General features: G+C 59.7%; 14 protein-coding genes. 6 read left to right on the top strand and 8 right to left on the bottom strand.

Annotated features, from left to right (window positions below; translation table 11 throughout):
* Positions 1–511 precede the first annotated feature (511 nt).
* Positions 512–2,569 (top strand): EAL domain-containing protein, encoded by a 2,058-nt coding sequence (locus tag KUV41_RS07000; RefSeq protein ID WP_222485235.1) that lies wholly within the window; start codon positions 512–514, stop codon positions 2,567–2,569.
* A 49-nt stretch (positions 2,570–2,618) separates the two neighbouring features.
* Here KUV41_RS07000 and KUV41_RS06995 read toward each other — a convergent pair whose 3' ends face one another.
* From KUV41_RS06995 to puuE, 3 genes are all read right to left on the bottom strand, one after another.
* On the bottom strand, positions 2,619–3,461 hold the full coding sequence (locus KUV41_RS06995) for a bifunctional allantoicase/(S)-ureidoglycine aminohydrolase (protein ID WP_206939840.1): 843 nt from the start codon (positions 3,459–3,461) through the stop codon (positions 2,619–2,621).
* A gap of 13 nt (positions 3,462–3,474) precedes the next feature.
* Entirely contained in the window at positions 3,475–3,963 is a 489-nt protein-coding gene (locus KUV41_RS06990) for an ureidoglycolate lyase (RefSeq protein WP_222485233.1), read from the bottom strand.
* A gap of 62 nt (positions 3,964–4,025) precedes the next feature.
* Positions 4,026–4,967 (bottom strand): allantoinase PuuE, encoded by a 942-nt coding sequence (gene puuE / locus KUV41_RS06985; protein WP_206939844.1) that lies wholly within the window; start codon positions 4,965–4,967, stop codon positions 4,026–4,028.
* A 713-nt stretch (positions 4,968–5,680) separates the two neighbouring features.
* Between puuE and KUV41_RS06980 the strand changes: the two genes are divergently transcribed.
* From KUV41_RS06980 to KUV41_RS06965, 4 genes are all read left to right on the top strand, one after another.
* Positions 5,681–6,433, top strand: a complete 753-nt coding sequence (locus tag KUV41_RS06980; RefSeq protein WP_222237188.1) for an aspartate/glutamate racemase family protein — start codon at positions 5,681–5,683, stop codon at positions 6,431–6,433.
* A 91-nt stretch (positions 6,434–6,524) separates the two neighbouring features.
* Positions 6,525–7,886 (top strand): NCS1 family transporter, encoded by a 1,362-nt coding sequence (locus tag KUV41_RS06975; RefSeq protein ID WP_206939848.1) that lies wholly within the window; start codon positions 6,525–6,527, stop codon positions 7,884–7,886.
* A gap of 104 nt (positions 7,887–7,990) precedes the next feature.
* Positions 7,991–9,445 (top strand): NCS1 family nucleobase:cation symporter-1, encoded by a 1,455-nt coding sequence (locus tag KUV41_RS06970; protein ID WP_206939850.1) that lies wholly within the window; start codon positions 7,991–7,993, stop codon positions 9,443–9,445.
* 253 nt (positions 9,446–9,698) lie between these two features.
* Entirely contained in the window at positions 9,699–11,306 is a 1,608-nt protein-coding gene (locus KUV41_RS06965) for an inorganic phosphate transporter (protein ID WP_222485231.1), read from the top strand.
* A gap of 193 nt (positions 11,307–11,499) precedes the next feature.
* On the opposite strand, the gene KUV41_RS06960 is transcribed toward KUV41_RS06965, so the two are convergent.
* The 3 genes from KUV41_RS06960 to uraH all read right to left on the bottom strand — a co-directional run bounded on the left by KUV41_RS06960 (position 11,500) and on the right by uraH (position 14,141).
* Positions 11,500–12,234 (bottom strand): GntR family transcriptional regulator, encoded by a 735-nt coding sequence (locus KUV41_RS06960; RefSeq protein ID WP_222237184.1) that lies wholly within the window; start codon positions 12,232–12,234, stop codon positions 11,500–11,502.
* Between the two features lie 102 nt (positions 12,235–12,336).
* Positions 12,337–13,575: a urate hydroxylase PuuD gene (locus tag KUV41_RS06955; RefSeq protein WP_222485229.1), complete on the bottom strand. Its 1,239-nt coding sequence runs from the start codon at positions 13,573–13,575 to the stop codon at positions 12,337–12,339.
* A gap of 212 nt (positions 13,576–13,787) precedes the next feature.
* Positions 13,788–14,141 carry a hydroxyisourate hydrolase gene (uraH, locus tag KUV41_RS06950; RefSeq protein WP_222162089.1) on the bottom strand — a complete coding sequence of 118 codons (354 nt, stop codon included), beginning with the start codon at positions 14,139–14,141 and terminating at the stop codon, positions 13,788–13,790.
* 291 nt (positions 14,142–14,432) lie between these two features.
* Between uraH and uraD the strand changes: the two genes are divergently transcribed.
* Complete coding sequence (gene uraD / locus KUV41_RS06945; RefSeq protein ID WP_206939858.1) at positions 14,433–14,951, top strand: 2-oxo-4-hydroxy-4-carboxy-5-ureidoimidazoline decarboxylase; 519 nt, start codon at positions 14,433–14,435, stop codon at positions 14,949–14,951.
* 272 nt (positions 14,952–15,223) lie between these two features.
* On the opposite strand, the gene KUV41_RS19505 is transcribed toward uraD, so the two are convergent.
* Complete coding sequence (locus KUV41_RS19505; RefSeq protein ID WP_261315947.1) at positions 15,224–15,352, bottom strand: hypothetical protein; 129 nt, start codon at positions 15,350–15,352, stop codon at positions 15,224–15,226.
* Positions 15,349–15,711, bottom strand: coding sequence for a hypothetical protein (locus KUV41_RS06940; protein WP_222483503.1), 363 nt, complete (start codon positions 15,709–15,711; stop codon positions 15,349–15,351). The genes KUV41_RS19505 and KUV41_RS06940 overlap by 4 nt, the downstream gene beginning before the upstream one ends.
* Positions 15,712–16,054 lie beyond the last annotated feature (343 nt).

Raw genomic sequence — 16,054 nt, 5'->3', positions numbered from 1 at the left:
AAATTGTATACATTGTTGCGACGCAATAAAGGACAATTCTATTATTATGGAATTTCTTTCCATTATGTTTAGCAGGCCGACTCCATCGCTGCAAATGTATTTGGAATTATTTTCCATAAATCGTGCAGGAACGCACAAAACCGTAGAGGGGAGTGGCGAGACGGGACAGAAACATCACGTTATCACGGCATTCATGACCCTCACGGAGGGAGAAGAAGAAGAAGGAGAAGGAGAAGGAGAAGAGGGAGAACACGGAACGCATAGAGCAGTGTGCAATTGCAACCGGAGCCTGCTCGCAACGGCACATATGTGTAGAGCTGACGTCGCTATACTGACAGAAACTATGCAGGCTACTCCGGCCGCTGACGGAACATCAGGGACCCTCTGGGACAGACGCTGGCCTGCCCGAGCCATCACGCCGCTGCGGTCCAGACCAGACGCGCTGCTCACCGTCGCTGGCGGTCTGGGCCAATGCATCGCGGCATGACCCACGGAGGCAGTTGCCCGGACGATGCCCGACCTCCGCGACCTTGATGAGCGTTTTTCCAGCCTGGCAGCCCACCGGACGCTGCTGGCGATTCGCAATGCCTACCTGTCGATACTGCCTTATGTGATTGTCATGGCCGCGCTGACCGTCGCGGCCAACCTCTTCCATTTTGCCGGTATCGATTCCGGGATGGCCTATTACATCAGCCATCTGGCGCGCTATCTGGGAGAGCTGTTTCCCGAGGTCATCCTGCTGTCCCTGAGCTGGTCGCTCAACAGTCATCATCGGGTACGCGCCCCAGCCGTCATGCTGGTCTCCCTGCCGGTGTTCTGGATCCTTTGCGGTTGGGACCAACTGGGTACCGAGGCCGGTCCACAAAGCCGCAGTCTGGGCGCGACCATCGCCATCTATCCGACCCTGCTGTTGACGCACGTAATGTTCAAGCTATTTGGCCGGGACGGCAGTGACTCGAGCGCAGGCAAGGTCGTCATGAGTCAACTGATCACCTTCAACCTGCGCTATGTGTTGCCAGGTGTGCTGTGCGTACTACTGGCGATCCTTCTACGCCTTGCCTTCGTCACCCTCTCCGACCGCTTCGCCCCTGGCATTCATGCTGCACTCGTCGACCGCATTCCCTATGGGGTCGAGGTCATCCTGTTCGTGATGTTCCTGCAGGTGCTATCGCTGTTTGCGATCCATGGCTATGCCACCATGCTCGGCGTCTATGAGTACCTGCATCACAAGAGCGCGCTGCTCGGCCTGCCGTCTCCAGAGTTCTTCACCTTGTACGCCACCCCGGGCGGGGCAGGCTCGGTGTTCTGCCTCATGCTGGTCATGCTGGTGGTCAGTTCACGCCGGGAGTACAAGGCGCTGGCGCGAATATCGGCGCCGCTGACCCTGTTCAACATCAGCGAGACGCTGGTGTTCGGCATCCCCCTGGTGTTCAACCTGCGCATGGCGTGGGCGTTCATCGCCGTGCCCACTGTCAATGCCGTCATCGCTTACACCGCCATGGCAACAGGCTGGGTGGAGCCACACCCCAATAGCGTCCACTGGGCGGTGCCTTACCTGATCTCCAGCTACCTGGCCTTCGATGGCTTGTACCTGCCGTCCATTCTCTTGCAACTGACCTGCATCGGCTGTGGCGTCGCCATCTATACGGTGGCATGGCGACGCTACGTGTATCGAGAGCACTCAAGTCAGGATGACTATCCCGTCTTTCCCTCGCGCAAGGCCAGTGACTCTGCCTTCGGCGACGACGCGCTGGATATCGTGCTGATGGAAGAAAATGTCAGCCGTTGGAGCCGCGTCAAGCAGGCCGACCGCACCTTGAAGTGGCTGAGCGAGGGAGAACTGGAGCTGGTCTTTCAACCTGTCGTTGACGCCTCAACGTCCCGCATCCGTCATGTCGAGGCGCTATTGCGTTACCGTGATGCCCAGGGAAGACTCCACGCCCCGCTGTTTCTCGACGTGCTACGCCATCATCCCGGCGTGATGGAGGGCATAGAGTGCTGGGTGATTCGCGAAGCCTGCCAGCATGCGCTGCGATGGCACGAACAAGGGGTCAACAAGCGGCTGTTCATCAATGTGACGCCGCTGTTCTTTACCAGCGACAACGTCCGGCGCTGCTTCTATACGGCGCTCAACGAGGTCCCCGTCAATGCCCTGGGTATCGAAATCACGGAGCAGTCGCTACTGACGGACCTGCCGCAGACACTGTCCGATATCCACCTGTTTCAATCCATGGACGTGCAGTTCGCCCTGGACGACTTCGGCAGCGGTTACTCATCGTTCAACTATCTGAGTCAACTGACGGTCGATTTCGTCAAACTGGACAAGACCCTGATCGAGCACATCCATCATCCGCGCCAGGCCAGCATCGTGGCGTCCATTTACCAGCTGTGCCAGACCCTCCGCCTCCAGGTCATCTGCGAAGGCGTGGACGATCAGCGCAAGCAGGCCTTTCTGGCGACATTAGGTGTCCCGCTGGTGCAGGGGTTTCTGCTGTACCGACCGATGGAAGCCGCCGCCATGGAGGCATTACTGCGGGAGGAGCGTCACCGCGAAGGTCCGACAAGCTAGCCTTCGCGGCAACACCAGGACCCGACAACGAAGATCCGTGGACCAGACCTCAGGACAGCACAGGCAGCTTCATGTGGCGATTGACGTCCTTGTACAGCAGATAGCGGAAGGGACCAGGCCCGCCGGCATAACAGGCCTGTGGGCAGAACGCCCTCAGCCACATGTAGTCACCGGCTTCCACTTCGACCCACTGCTGATTGAGATGGTAGACCGCCTTGCCCTCCAGCACGTAGAGACCGTGTTCCATGACGTGGGTCTCATCGAAGGGGATCACGCCTCCGGGCTGGAAGGTCACCACCGTCACATGCATATCGTGGCGCATGTCCTCGGGATCAACGAAGCGCGTGGTCGCCCAGACCTCGTTGCAGTCAGGCATGACCGTCGGCGCGATATCGTTCTCGTTGGTCACGATCGGCTCCGGCAGATCGATACCGTCAACCGCCTCATAGGCCTTTCGAATCCAGTGAAACCGCACCGCTTCCGTGCTGGAGTTGTGCAGCTGCCAATCACTACCGGGGGGGATAAACGCATAGCCTCCAGGCGTCATCACGTGCCGCTGGCCAGCGAGGGTCAATTCAAGCTGGCCTTCCACCACGAACAGCACGCCTTCGGCCTGGGGATTGGACTCGGGGCGCTCACTGCCCCCGCCTGGCCCGACCTCCATGATGTACTGAGAAAACGTCTCAGCAAAGCCAGACAAGGGGCGTGAGAGCACCCACAGGCGAGTGTTGTTCCAGTGCGGCAGCTTGCTGGTCACGATGTCGCGATACACCCCCTTGGGGATGACCGCAAAGGCCTCGGTAAACATCGCTCGGTCAGTGGTCATGACCTTCTGCCCGGGATGGCCGCCATGAGGCGCGTAGTAGTGTCGTGTGGGACGAGAGTCACTCATCTTGGTTTCCTTGTCAGTCCAGTGTCACGCGCAGGTCGAGGGGGAACTCGTCGCAGTTGTCGCCGTCCCCGCCGCGATCCACGACCAGAAACTCCCCTTCCCGGTCCAGCACCGACTGGATGGCATGCCAGGTACCTGCACGATAGTTCACACCCTGGCGACCGTCGGTCACGAAAGCGCGCACCTGGTCAGGTTCAATGGCATCCCCTGGGGGAGCAACGACAATGATGAAACGCTCTTCGTGCAGCGGCATGAAGGCCTGGCTGCCCAGCGGATGACGCTCGAGAAAGCTCAGCGTCAGCGGCAGCTCGATCGGCTGGCTGACAAACAGGCTGATCATGGGCCGGGCGTTATCACCCAGCGTCTCGATCGCGACCAGGTCATGATGACGCTGGGTGCGCCCGGCATTGATCGGAAAAGACGATGACGTGCGTGCATCGATGACATCGCCAAAGGGGGCAAAGGCCTCGGCCGTCAGCGGCCGCGCAATCAGTTCTAGCATGGGAATTCCTGGGTCTCGTGGCGGGCTTCAACGCCCGTGCAGCATGACGCTATCCGACGTCTTCAGCCAATCGGCGCGGGGGAAGGCGCCGGAAAATGCTCAGCCCAGTGGCGGGCGATGTCCACTCGGCGCGTCACCCACACCCGATCATGCGCCTCGATATGGTCAAGGAAGCGCTGCAACGCGCGGAACCGCCCGGGGCGACCGATCAAGCGGCAGTGCAGACCGACCGACAGCATCTTGGGTGACTCATCACCCTCGGCATAGAGGACATCAAAGGCGTCACGCAGGTAGGTGAAAAAGTGGTCAGCGGTGTTGAAGCCTTGCGGCGCCGCAAAGCGCATATCATTGCTGTCCAGAGTATAGGGCACCACGAGATGGGGGTGCTGCTGGCCCTGGCTGTCCGCTTCACAGGTCCAGAAAGGCAGATCATCACCGTAATAGTCGCTGTCGTACAGAAAGCCACCTTCGTCCAGCACCAAGCGACGAGTGTTGGGGCTATCACGCCCGGTGTACCAGCCTAGCGGGCGTTCGCCGTAAAGCCGCTCGAAGATCTCGATGGCCTTGCGCATATGCTCCCGCTCCACCTTCTCGGACACCTGCTGATAATGAATCCAGCGGTAGCCGTGACAGGCAATCTCATGGCCCAGTTCCTTGAAGGCCAACGCCAGCTCAGGATGACGCTCAAGCGCCATGGCGACCCCGAACACCGTCAGCGGCATGCCGCGGCGCTCGAACTCTCTCAGAACCCGCCACACACCTGCCCGGGAGCCATATTCGTAGATCGACTCCATGCTCAAGTGACGGTCTGGGTAGCTGTCGGCACCAATGATCTCAGACAGGAACTGCTCGGATCCCGCATCACCGTGCAGTACGCAGTTCTCCCCACCCTCTTCGTAATTGAGCACAAACTGGACGGCAATCTTCGCCCTGCCTGGCCAGTTGGCATGGGGCGGCGTGCGGCCATAGCCGACAAGATCCCTGGGATAGGCGGTTGTTGTCATGATGTCTTCTCCTGAAAGCCAGTGGGCGCATCCAGCGCTTGCTCGGGCTGATCGGTCCAGCGGACATAGGGCCAGGGGCAAGGCGCTTCGACACAGTGTTTCGACCTGGCGCGCAGACCTGACGCTTAGACCTAGCGCTTAGACCTAGCGCTTAACACACGGGGGCGTCATGTCACCGATATGGCGCACTGCCGCCCGGCACTCCCGGCCACGCCTCATTATGTATACAAAAGAAAGATAGACTGTACTCAAGCCACGAGCAACCACTCTATCGTCGAAGATCGGACTCGCGCTTCGTCAACAACGCGGCTCCAGTCGGGTCTTCCATCCCGGTCTTCAGACCCATACTTCAAGCCGCCCTCCAGCACCGCTCTCAGGCATTGTCCTAAGTGCTTGAACCGACGGGCCAGCCGACGCGACCTGAGATTGCCGCCCCGTGTGAACGCTGCGTCCAGCGGCCCTCGACCAGGCGGCGCTATCAATTGTATACACTTTACTAACGGCATCGTCCTCACATACTAACAAAGATCGTCGTCAATATGCTGAAACGACGGGAAGCAATCGGTGACTGTACAATAAAAAATCTCTTAACCATTGTTTTTTAACGCAATTTAAAACCAAGCATTGCCTGGCATCTTTCGACTTGATACGTATTCGATGTAGCACTATTTTGTGTACAAAGAGATATCGATTCGTTCAAGAAGGTAGCGAGCATGCACGTACACCTGATCAACCCCAATACGACTGATGCGATGACAGAGACCATCCGTCTCGCCGCAACGGACATCGCCGGCCCCGCGACTCGCGTGACCGCCTCGCAGCCCGCCAGTGGGCCTGTGTCCATTGAAGGTCACTTTGACGAGGCCATCAGCGCTGTCGGGGTTGTCGAAGAGGTCCTGAGAATGGATCGTGAGACCCAGGTCGATGCCTACGTGGTGGCGTGCTTCGGAGATCCTGGGCTGCTGGCCGCTCGCGAAGCGACTCGGGCGCCAGTCATCGGCATCGCAGAAGCGGCCTTTCATATGGCAAGCCTGATCAGCACTCGCTTCTCGGTGGTCACCACCCTGCCACGCACGGTGATCATCGCCGAACATCTGCTGGACCAGTACGGCTTCCGCCACCAGTGTCGGCGTGTCCGTGCGGCCGATATCCCGGTGCTGGATCTTGAACAGGACGGCGATCGCGCCCTGGCCAAGATTATCGAAGAAGGGCGCCGCGCCAAGCAGGAGGATGGCATCGGCGCCATCGTTCTCGGCTGCGGCGGCATGGCAGATCTAACCGACACCATCAGCCGAGAGGTCGGCCTGCCGGTGGTTGAAGGGGTGACGTCAGCGGTCAAGCTGGCCGAGGCATTGGTCGGGCTGGGGCTTGCTACCAGCAAGACCGGAGACCTGGCGTTCCCCCGTCCCAAGCCCTTCGTCGGCCATTATCAGCACCTGTCACATCTCACATTTGCTCAGGAATAGCATAGGCACCAGCCACCTGCTTCCCGCCAGGTCCTTACCGCTCCGGGCCCTGCCTGCGGTCAATAATAATCCACAATAAGCGAGGTCCTCGATGACCACTTCCACCTCTCGGCCGGACGCCCCCCAGGGCATCGCCCCGGCCGCCACCAAAAGCCTCGGCGATGAGTCTCTTGCGCCTCAGAAAACCCGCATCATGGGGCGCACCTCCTACCTGCTGGCCTGGTTCGGAGGCTGTGTCTCCATTGGTACCTTTACCATGGGTTCCAGTGTCGTCGGCACGCTCAACCTGATCCAGGCCACGGTAGCGATTGCCATCGGCTGCTTTATCATCGGTATCGCCCTTGCCCTGAACGGTGCCGCTGGATACAAGTACGGCATTCCCTTCATGGTCCAGGCGCGCAGCGCCTTCGGCTTTCAGGGCACCCGCTTACCCGGCTTGGTGCGAGCCGTTCCGGCGATTGTCTGGTACGGCTTCCAGAGCTGGATTGGGGCCGGCGCACTGAATCTGGTGTCTGCCACCCTGTTCGGCTATGACAACCTGATCGTGTTCTTCATTGCTTTCCAGTTTGTGCAGATTGGCCTCTCGGTGCTGGGCTTTCAGGGCATCAAGTGGCTTGAGAACGTGGGCAGCGCCTTCATCCTGGCGTCGCTGGTGTACATGTTCTACAGCACCGTGGCCCGTTACGGTGACACGCTGTCAGCCAACCTGGTCACCATGGAGGGCTCATGGGGCCTGCCCTTCTGGGGGGCTACCATGCTGTTTCTGGGCATCTACTCGACCATGATGCTCAACGTCAGTGACTACTCACGAGAGCACGTCGAAGGCTCGGGTCCCGGCCTGCTGACCACCCTCTACGCCATGTCGATACTGCCCTGCACGCTGTTCATGGGTCTGATTGGCTTCATGGTGTCCGAGGCGACCGGCGTAGCCGATCCGATACGCGTGTTTGCCAACGCCGTCGACAACACCCCTCTGCTGATGACCACCCTGCTGTTCATCGCCTTCGCTCAGGTGACCACCAATGTCCTCAACAATGTGGTACCGCCAACCTACGTGCTGATGGACACTTTCAAGCTGAGTTACCGCAAGGCCTCGGTCGTCGTTGGTCTATTGGCGTTCGCCACCTTTCCCTGGGAGTTGGTCAAGGATGAGTCAGCTGCTGGCCTGCAGGTGTTTGTGCAGACCTATTCCGCCTTTCTCGGCCCCATCTTTGCCGTACTGGTGGTGGACTACTACCTGATTCGCCGGCGTACCCTGGACCTGGACAAGCTCTACGATCCGAATGGCCCCTACCGTGGCGTCAATCTGGCGGCCTTCATTGCCACCGCCGTAGGCGTCGTGGCGGCCTTCAGCTTCTCCACCATTTCCTGGTACGCCAGTCTGATTCCCGCGGGCCTCACCTATCTGCTGTTGATGCGCTACTGGCAAGGTTGCCAGCGCTTCAACCAGTAAGCGTACTGCAACGGCGAGGTGACTGACCTCGCCTTGCCTTTTCCGGCTGACAGCAACGCATCATGACATCCGCCTGACGCTATCCAACAACAAGAGTGATCCCCATGGCCGATTCCGACCTGACCCTCGATACCACGAGGGTCGACCCGAGCCTCTACAACCACGACCTGGCCCCGCTCCCCCACTCACGGCGCAGCTGGGGAGCCTTCGAAATCTTCAATGTCTGGTCCAACGATATTCAAAGCCTGTTTGGCTACACCCTGGCAGCCTCGTTGTTTCTGTCCTACAACCTCAGCGGCTGGGCGGTGATGGCAGCGATCATGCTGGCCGGCTTGATCGTGATGTTTCTGGTCAACCTGACCGGTGCCCCGAGCGTTCGCTACGGCATCCCCTTCCCGGTCATGGTCCGCGCCAGCCTCGGGGTTAGAGGTTCCAACCTGCCGGCTCTGCTGCGCGCCATCGTCGGTATTTTCTGGTATGGCGTGCAGACCTACTTTGCCTCCACCGCCGTCACGCTGATGATTACCGCCCTTATCGGCACGGATGGAGGGGAAGGCGTGCTTGGCCTGTCACCCGTCGCCTGGCTGTCGTTTGTGCTGGTGTGGCTGTTCCAGATCGCCATCTTCTGGTCCGGCATCGAGCGCATCAAGCACTTCCTGAACTGGGCAGGCCCGCTGGTCTACGTGGTCATGGTCGTGCTGATGCTGATTGTCTGGTGGCAAGCCGGCAGCGAGCTGCTGCCTGCCGTCGGGAGCATCTTCTCGACCAGCGGCGAGGATAGCGGAGGCCTATCTGCCTTTGCTGCCGTGGTCGGGACCATGGTCGCCTACTTTGCCGCCGTCGTGATCAACTTCGGGGATTTCACCCGCTTCGTACAAAGCGAGCGCCAGATGAAGCTGGGCAACCTGCTGGGCCTGCCCTTGAACGTGGCCTTCTTTTCCTTCATCGCGCTGATCATCACCGCCGGCACCCTGGTACTGTTCGGCGAGGCGCTGACCAACCCCACCGATATCGTCGATCGTGTCGATGCCTTGCCCCTGACACTGCTGGCCGCCGTCACGTTTTTCGCCGCTACCGTCGGCATCAACCTGGTGGCCAATTTCATCCCCCCTGCCTATGACCTGGCGAACCTATTCCCGCGGCATATCAGCTTCAAGGTCGGCGGCCTGATCACTGCCTGCGTCGCCTTTTTTGTCGGCGCACTGTGGGTCTCGGTCATCAGCCAAATTGGCGTGCCGGGCTTCGTCAACGCGCTAGGCGCCATCGTCGCGCCCTTCTACGGCATCATCGTTGTCGACTTCTATCTGATCAAAGGCGGCAAGCTCGATGTGCAGGCACTGTTTTCCGCCAAGCAGGGCGATGCCTATACCTACACCAACGGCTGGAACCTGCGGGCCGTGGCCGCCTTCGCCTTAGCCGCGGTGTTTTCTCTGGCGACGGTGATCGTTCCTGCCCTGCAAGGACTTGCAGGTTTTGGCTGGATGATGGGCGCCGCCCTCGGGGGCGTGCTGTATTTTGCCCTGATGCACCAGTACCGGGTCCCGCAACCGGCTCACTAGGCGACCAAGACGATGACACCATGCCCTTCCCGGCCTGGCCCGGGGAGGGCCTGCTGTGCACGTACTTCCTCCTCCCCAAAGACGTAAGCTCTTGCCTACTATCTCTACCCGCACGACCAACCCCTTCCCCAGCCTGCACGACAAAGCACACAACGCAGCCAAGATGACATCTCGCTGTCATCGCCTCTGCCCATTGTCATCCTCACGCCCTGCCGTCCCACGAGCAAGGCATGCCCACCTCAGAGGATGCACAATGACCACCCCTTCCCCCTCGCTATCGGTTCCTATGGTGCTTCGCCCATCAGGGCTGAGCCTGGCCTTTGCGGTACTTCTCTTCGCTACCGTCGGATACTTTCTGTTCTGGGGCTTCGGCTACACCCAGGGCCACTTTCCGCTGGTATTCACCCTGGCCACCCTGTTCGGGGTGTTCATGGCCTTCAATATCGGCGGCAATGATGTGGCCAATTCCTTCGGCACCAGCGTCGGCGCAGGAACCTTGTCGATCAAGCAGGCCTTGCTGGTGGCGGCGGTGTTCGAGGTCAGCGGTGCGGTCATCGCAGGCGGAGAGGTCACCGATACGATCCGCAAGGGCATCGTCGATCTGTCGGGCATGACGGTCGCGCCGATGGACTTCGTCTTCATCATGATGTCGGCACTGGTAGCCGCCGCCCTGTGGCTACTGTTTGCCAGCAAGAAAGGCTATCCGGTCTCCACCACCCATTCGATCATCGGTGCCATTGTGGGCTCGTCCATCGTGCTCGGAACCATGACCCCAGGGGTCGACAGCCTTGGCCTGGTGCAGTGGGGCAAGATCTGGCAGATCGCTATCTCCTGGGTGCTGTCACCGGTGCTGGGGGGACTGATGTCATATGCGCTGTTCAGCATGATCAGGAAACACATCCTCAACTACAACGATGAGGCGGAGCAGCGTCTGAAGGCGATCAAGCGCGAGAAATACGAGAATGATCGTCGCCATAAGGAGGCCTTCGAGCGCCTGTCAGAGATCCAGAAGATTTCCTATACCCATGCCATGACCCGGGACGTTCAGGTCTACCATGACCAGGACTACCAGGATGATGAGCGTGCCGAATTCGAGTCAGACTACTTCAAGGAGCTCAAGCGGATCGAGCGCCAGCGCGAGGATATCGATGCCCATCGTGCCCTGCAGAACTGGGTGCCCCTGGTCGCCGCCGGCGGAGCCATGATCATCTCGGCCATGCTGCTGTTCAAGGGCTTCAAGCATCTCGACCTGGGACTGACGACGCTTAACAACTACCTGATCATGGGCATGATCGGTGCCGTGGTATGGATGGCCACGTTTATCTTTGCCAAGACGCTCAAGGGCACCTCGCTGTCCCGCTCGACCTTCCTGATGTTCAGCTGGATGCAGGTCTTTACCGCGGCGGGGTTTGCCTTCAGCCATGGCTCCAACGATATCGCCAATGCCATCGGCCCCTTCGCCGCCATCCTTGACGTACTGCGTACTGGCGCCATTGGCGCCGAAGCGACCATCCCTCCGATCGCCATGATCACCTTCGGGGTCGCCCTTATCGTCGGTCTCTGGTTTATCGGCAAGGAGGTGATCCAGACCGTCGGACACAATCTGACCGCCATGCATCCGGCATCCGGGTTTGCGGCAGAGCTGGCGGCGGCAGGCGTCGTGATGCTGGCTTCCATCATGGGCCTGCCGGTGTCCAGTACACACATCCTGATCGGCGCGGTGCTGGGCATTGGCCTGGTCAACCATCAGACCAACTGGCAACTGATGAAACCCATCGGCCTGGCCTGGGTCATCACGCTACCGGCAGCAGGCCTGATCAGCGCCATCGCCTTCGTGACGCTGCGTACCCTGTTCGGCTAAACCTGTCGGCCTTTCCCAGCGGGCCACGATAGGCTGCAGGACACAATAGGTTGCAGGCCCAGCGCGAGGCGATGCGTTGGCGCGCTACAGAGTTCGATCCCGCACTACCAACGAAAAGCCCCGAACCATCTGCTGATGATTCGGGGCTTTTTTGGGGCGTTGTGGCGCTATGTTGGGGCGTCGCTTGGCGGTGTCAGCGGGAGAAGATCTCGAACAGGTTGGGCGCTTCGTTCTCTTCCTCGACGATGGACAGGGACGCTTCGATGGCCTTCAGGTGCCGGCCCATAAATGCTGCGGCGCGCTCAGCCTTGCCCTCGGCCAGGAAATTGATGAGGTCCTGGTGGTCATGGGACTCACAGCCCAGGTGACCGGTGTTACCGTACACCGCCAGAATCAGGGAACTGCGAGAACACAGACGCTCAACGAAGTCGGCCAGTGTCCGATTGCCGGACAGCCTGGCCAGATAGGTATGAAAATCCGCCGACAGCCTGATGGCCACGCTTTGCTGCCCAGTGCGCAGTGCATCGCGTTCACGTCGCGCCATCTCACGCAGCGTGTCGATATCAGCGCTGGTGATCCTTCTGGCAATGTCGGGCATCAGCCCGCACTCCACCATCTGGCGCGCATCGAACACGTCCTTGGCCTCGTCAGCGGTAGGACGCGTCACGCTGGCGCCGCGACGTGGCGTCAGGGTCACCAGCTCCTCCAGCGCAAGACGTTGGAGGATCTTGCGGATGCCGGTTCGGCTGACACCGAACACGTCCGACAGGGCATCCTCGCGCAGGCGGGCTCCCGGCTTCAGCCGGTGCTCGATGATGGCATCACTGATGGACCGATGAATCGCTTCATGTCGCTCGGCGCCATCACCGTTCTTGCCCTGGCGCGGCGCCGACGTGGCAGATGGCGACGCTTTTACGCGCTGATTCATCAGCATAGCCCTCAGAGTCAGTATGTCGTTATTGTATACGACATACGCCATCAACAAGAACCATCACCACCCGCTTGCTCTCCACGCTTGCCCCGCACGGTGTCACTCTCCCCAGTTGGCGATCAAGGTACGTTCGTCGTCGGTCATTTGCGTCAGATTCCCGAGTGGCATGTAGCCACTGGCGACCACTTGTTGAATCTGTGCCTTGTGTTGTTGGGTCTGAGTCTCAGTGTCCAGTGCGACACCCAAGGGAGGAGCGGAGAACCCGGGATGAGAAGGTTGGGCCGCGTGACAACTGGCGCAGCGCTCCTCCATGACCGCATGGACTCGTGCCAGAGGCGTCGCCCCTCCGTCGCTTGACGCCACCACTGAGCTGTCGGAGGAGGAAGAGGAGGCTACCGAGCCACTTGCCAGCCACGGACTTCCCACTGCGAAGGCCAGCAGGATCAGCGCCACGCCAAGGATCGGATAGCCAGGCTTGTGCTGACCACTATGCATCAACACAAAATACTGACGAATCAATGCCCCGCCAAAGATCAGCAGAGCCATGATCACCCAGGCCCAGTCGTTGCTGTAGGCAAAGGAATAGTGGTTGCTGATCATCAACAGCACCACCGGCAACGTAAAGTAGGTGTTGTGGACCGAGCGCTGCTTGCCGCGCTTGCCGTCCAGCGGGTTCGGTGCCTCACCGGCCTTCATCGCTTTGACCATGCGGCGCTGGCCAGGGATGATCCAGAAGAAGACGTTGGCAGACATGGCCGTCGCCATGACGGCACCGGTCAGCAGAAATGCCGCGCGCCCCGCAAAGATATGCACGCTAAGGTAGGCCACGACCACCATCATGATGGCCACCCCCACACTCAAGAGACCATCCCGCTCCATATTGGGGCTGACACGCTTGCACATCTCGTTGTAGACCACCCAGCCACCCAGCAGGAACAGCAGTGCCACGATATTGGCCTGCCACCCCGTCATGTTGGCCGCCCACTGCCATGGGCTATTGGGGTTGACCAGATAGAAGCCGGGATTCGCCATATACAGGATGACAAACAGGGCAAAGCCTGACAGCCACGTCGTGTACGCCTTCCAGAATGACCAGTGGAGATCATCCGGCAATTTCGCCGGAGCCGTCGCATACTTCTGGTTGTGGTAGAAACCGCCACCGTGGACGGCCCACATCTCGCCAAACACGCCCTTGCTGCGATCTTCCTCCGCCTTGGGGGTCTTCAACGAGTTGTCGAGCATAACGAAATAGATGGACTCACCGATCCAGGCAACGGCGGCAATGACATGGAGCCAGCGCAGCATGAAGTTGCTCACGTCCAACAGATAAGATGACATAGTCCTAATCCCGGCTGTTTATTATTGGAAAGCAGAGGGCTGCCCGAGTGCAGACACGTCGCGGCCCCTGGGCGAAGCGCTGCATACATCAACCGAGCAAAACAATGCGCTCGGCGCCAGCAGCTCGGCCCCCGAAACCTCTATTCCAATGAGGTGTTCAAGCGGCGCGCAACGCAGCCATTCGCCCCGGCGAGCATGTCTGCAGTGCGTTCTCAGCTGCCCCGATAGGTGGAGTAGCTGTAGGGCGAGAGCAGCAACGGTACATGGTAGTGCTCAGCGGCATCGGCAATCCCGAAACGCAACGGAATACGATCGAGGAAACGAGGCTCGCGAGCCTCGATGCCTTGAGCGCGCAGATAGTCGCCTGCGTGGAATACCAGCTCGTATTCCCCTTCGATGAGGTCACTGCCCTCTAGAATCGGATGATCACAACGTCCGTCGTCGTTGGTGATCACATCGCCCAAATGTACGCGACGGTCTCCTTCAAGGCGGAAGAGCTCGATACGAATTCCTTGGCCAGGGCGGCCAAGCGCTGTGTCCAGTACATGCGTCGTCAGGCGTCCCATCATGATCCTCACTTATGGTGGTCAGTCTTTAGGTGAACCGTCATCAGGTGGTCAGTCACATTGGTCGCACCGATCAAGCAAGCGCAGGCCAGGACATCAACCGGCAAGACGAAGAGACCGATATCATGGTAAACATCATTGATCGAATGTAGAGTACATTTCAAACAATTTTTTGTATACAGTTTGAAAGAGCGAAGTCGCAGCGAGATCGCCGCCTCGTCTTCAGCCGCCCATCACCGGTAGCCGAGCCGACGAACCACCCCGCTATCCTCAGATCACAGGAGCCAGCGAATGCCCACCCTCAGCGAACGTCCCAGCCAGATGGACCAACAGCGTTTTGTCGATACTTACGGAGACGTCTTCGAGCACTCACCTTGGGTGGCGGAACGCGCCTTTGCTCGGGGGCTCGCCACCAAGCACGATGACCCGGCGCAGCTAGCCCACCTCATGGGCGAGGTGCTGCTGGAGGCATCACCCGAGGAACAATTGCAGGTCATTCGCGCTCACCCCGACCTGGCGGGCAAGGCTGCCGCCGCGGGCGAGCTGACAGACGATTCCACCCGCGAACAAGCGGGAGCAGGCCTGGACCAGTGCACCCCAGAAGAACTCGCCCGATTTACCCGCCTCAATGATGCCTACAAGGCACGCTTTGGCTTTCCCTTCATCATGGCGGTCAAGGGCGGCAATCGTCATACCATCCTGGCAGCCTTTGAGCAGCGACTGGACAACAGCGCCGAGCAGGAGCGCCACGAGGCCGTCATTCAAATCAACCGTATCGCTCGCTTTCGGTTGGAGGCACGAGCTCAATAGGCGTAAAAGCGGCCGTACCGGCACCGCCTGGCGATACGGCCCTCTATTGATTCAGACCTGCGATTCAGACCTGCGATTCAGGCCTGCGTACAGCACATGGCTCGGCCCGGAAAAATGGCCCGCAACATAGCCCGCAACATAGCTGGGCAGATTCGCTCTGTCTGCAGCCAGGGGAGCAAGACAGAAAACGGCCCGTCGTCCTTACGACGGGCCGTCTGTCGTCCTGTGCCCTGTCAAGCGGCAGCACGCTGTCTCGGGAGGCGACTGCGTCGTCAGCGCATTGCCGACCAGGCCATCTTCACGCCGCTCATTCTGATCAGCGCTCCGGGCTTGATCGGATCCGATGGGGCGATCAGCGCTGCGCAGCTGGCGGTATCCGATGCCTTGTCACGACTATTCAAGACTCGTCCTTGGGTACATCCAGAGCCTGGCGGGCGACCGTCTGGCACTTTTCCTGATATTCCTTGCTCAGCGTAAACAGCTCTTCGCCTTCCACTCTCAAGGTCTCACCAATGGCTGACAGCGTTTCCTGCTGTGCCTGACTGGCGTTGCGAAGACTCTCTGCATCATTGACCTCACACCAGGTACGCGCCTGAGCGATGCCGGCCTTGACCGCCGAGTCGATGGCCTTGAAGCGCACATCGAGCATTTTCTGTGAATACTCCAGTGTCAGCAGGCTGCTTTCGCGCCAGGGGGTGAATAGCGTGTCCATGGAGGGAATCATCTTGTCAATGGACGGCATGGCCTTGTTGTTGCTCATTTCGGTGTCTCCCTAGGAAGTCAGCCAGCACGCCAGAACATCGGTCAGGGCGACTCATGACTCACGCTTGCGTCCGCCCAGCCAGACAAGTGCTGCCTGTGATATATCGCGTCTTCAAACGAGCACAATTTAGTCTCGCCACATGAAGACTAGAACGCCCCATGCTGCGCCGCAACATCATATAAGACATATACGCGGGAGCCGCCCCCCTTCGGGGCCGAGGCGGTCAGCTATGGCAGCGGCACTCACCATCACATCGAGTGCCAGCCTCATCTGACCATAGCAAGAGGAAAGTGACGCACCGGTGACAATCCGTTATCCGAGGGCTGGCGGCTCGTATTCG

Source organism: Halomonas sp. DP8Y7-1 (assembly GCF_019801685.1).
In the GTDB taxonomy this organism is placed as follows: Bacteria; Pseudomonadota; Gammaproteobacteria; order Pseudomonadales; family Halomonadaceae; genus Halomonas; species Halomonas litopenaei_A.
Note: the sequence above shows the minus strand (reverse complement) of the source record. Positions and strands in the feature narration are given on the sequence as shown.

Excerpts from the sequence above, each read along its gene's own strand:
- KUV41_RS07000 (WP_222485235.1), top strand. The coding sequence starts at position 512 with ATGCCCGACCTCCGCGACCTTGATGAGCGTTTTTCCAGCCTGGCAGCC.
- KUV41_RS06970 (WP_206939850.1), top strand. The coding sequence starts at position 7,991 with ATGGCCGATTCCGACCTGACCCTCGATACCACGAGGGTCGACCCGAGC.
- uraD (WP_206939858.1), top strand. The coding sequence starts at position 14,433 with ATGCCCACCCTCAGCGAACGTCCCAGCCAGATGGACCAACAGCGTTTT.
- uraH (WP_222162089.1), bottom strand. The coding sequence starts at position 14,141 with ATGGGACGCCTGACGACGCATGTACTGGACACAGCGCTTGGCCGCCCT.
- KUV41_RS06960 (WP_222237184.1), bottom strand. The coding sequence starts at position 12,234 with ATGAATCAGCGCGTAAAAGCGTCGCCATCTGCCACGTCGGCGCCGCGC.
- KUV41_RS06980 (WP_222237188.1), top strand. The coding sequence starts at position 5,681 with ATGCACGTACACCTGATCAACCCCAATACGACTGATGCGATGACAGAG.
- KUV41_RS06975 (WP_206939848.1), top strand. The coding sequence starts at position 6,525 with ATGACCACTTCCACCTCTCGGCCGGACGCCCCCCAGGGCATCGCCCCG.
- KUV41_RS06990 (WP_222485233.1), bottom strand. The coding sequence starts at position 3,963 with ATGCTAGAACTGATTGCGCGGCCGCTGACGGCCGAGGCCTTTGCCCCC.
- KUV41_RS06940 (WP_222483503.1), bottom strand. The coding sequence starts at position 15,711 with ATGAGCAACAACAAGGCCATGCCGTCCATTGACAAGATGATTCCCTCC.
- KUV41_RS06995 (WP_206939840.1), bottom strand. The coding sequence starts at position 3,461 with ATGAGTGACTCTCGTCCCACACGACACTACTACGCGCCTCATGGCGGC.
- KUV41_RS06955 (WP_222485229.1), bottom strand. The coding sequence starts at position 13,575 with ATGTCATCTTATCTGTTGGACGTGAGCAACTTCATGCTGCGCTGGCTC.
- puuE (WP_206939844.1), bottom strand. The coding sequence starts at position 4,967 with ATGACAACAACCGCCTATCCCAGGGATCTTGTCGGCTATGGCCGCACG.
- KUV41_RS06965 (WP_222485231.1), top strand. The coding sequence starts at position 9,699 with ATGACCACCCCTTCCCCCTCGCTATCGGTTCCTATGGTGCTTCGCCCA.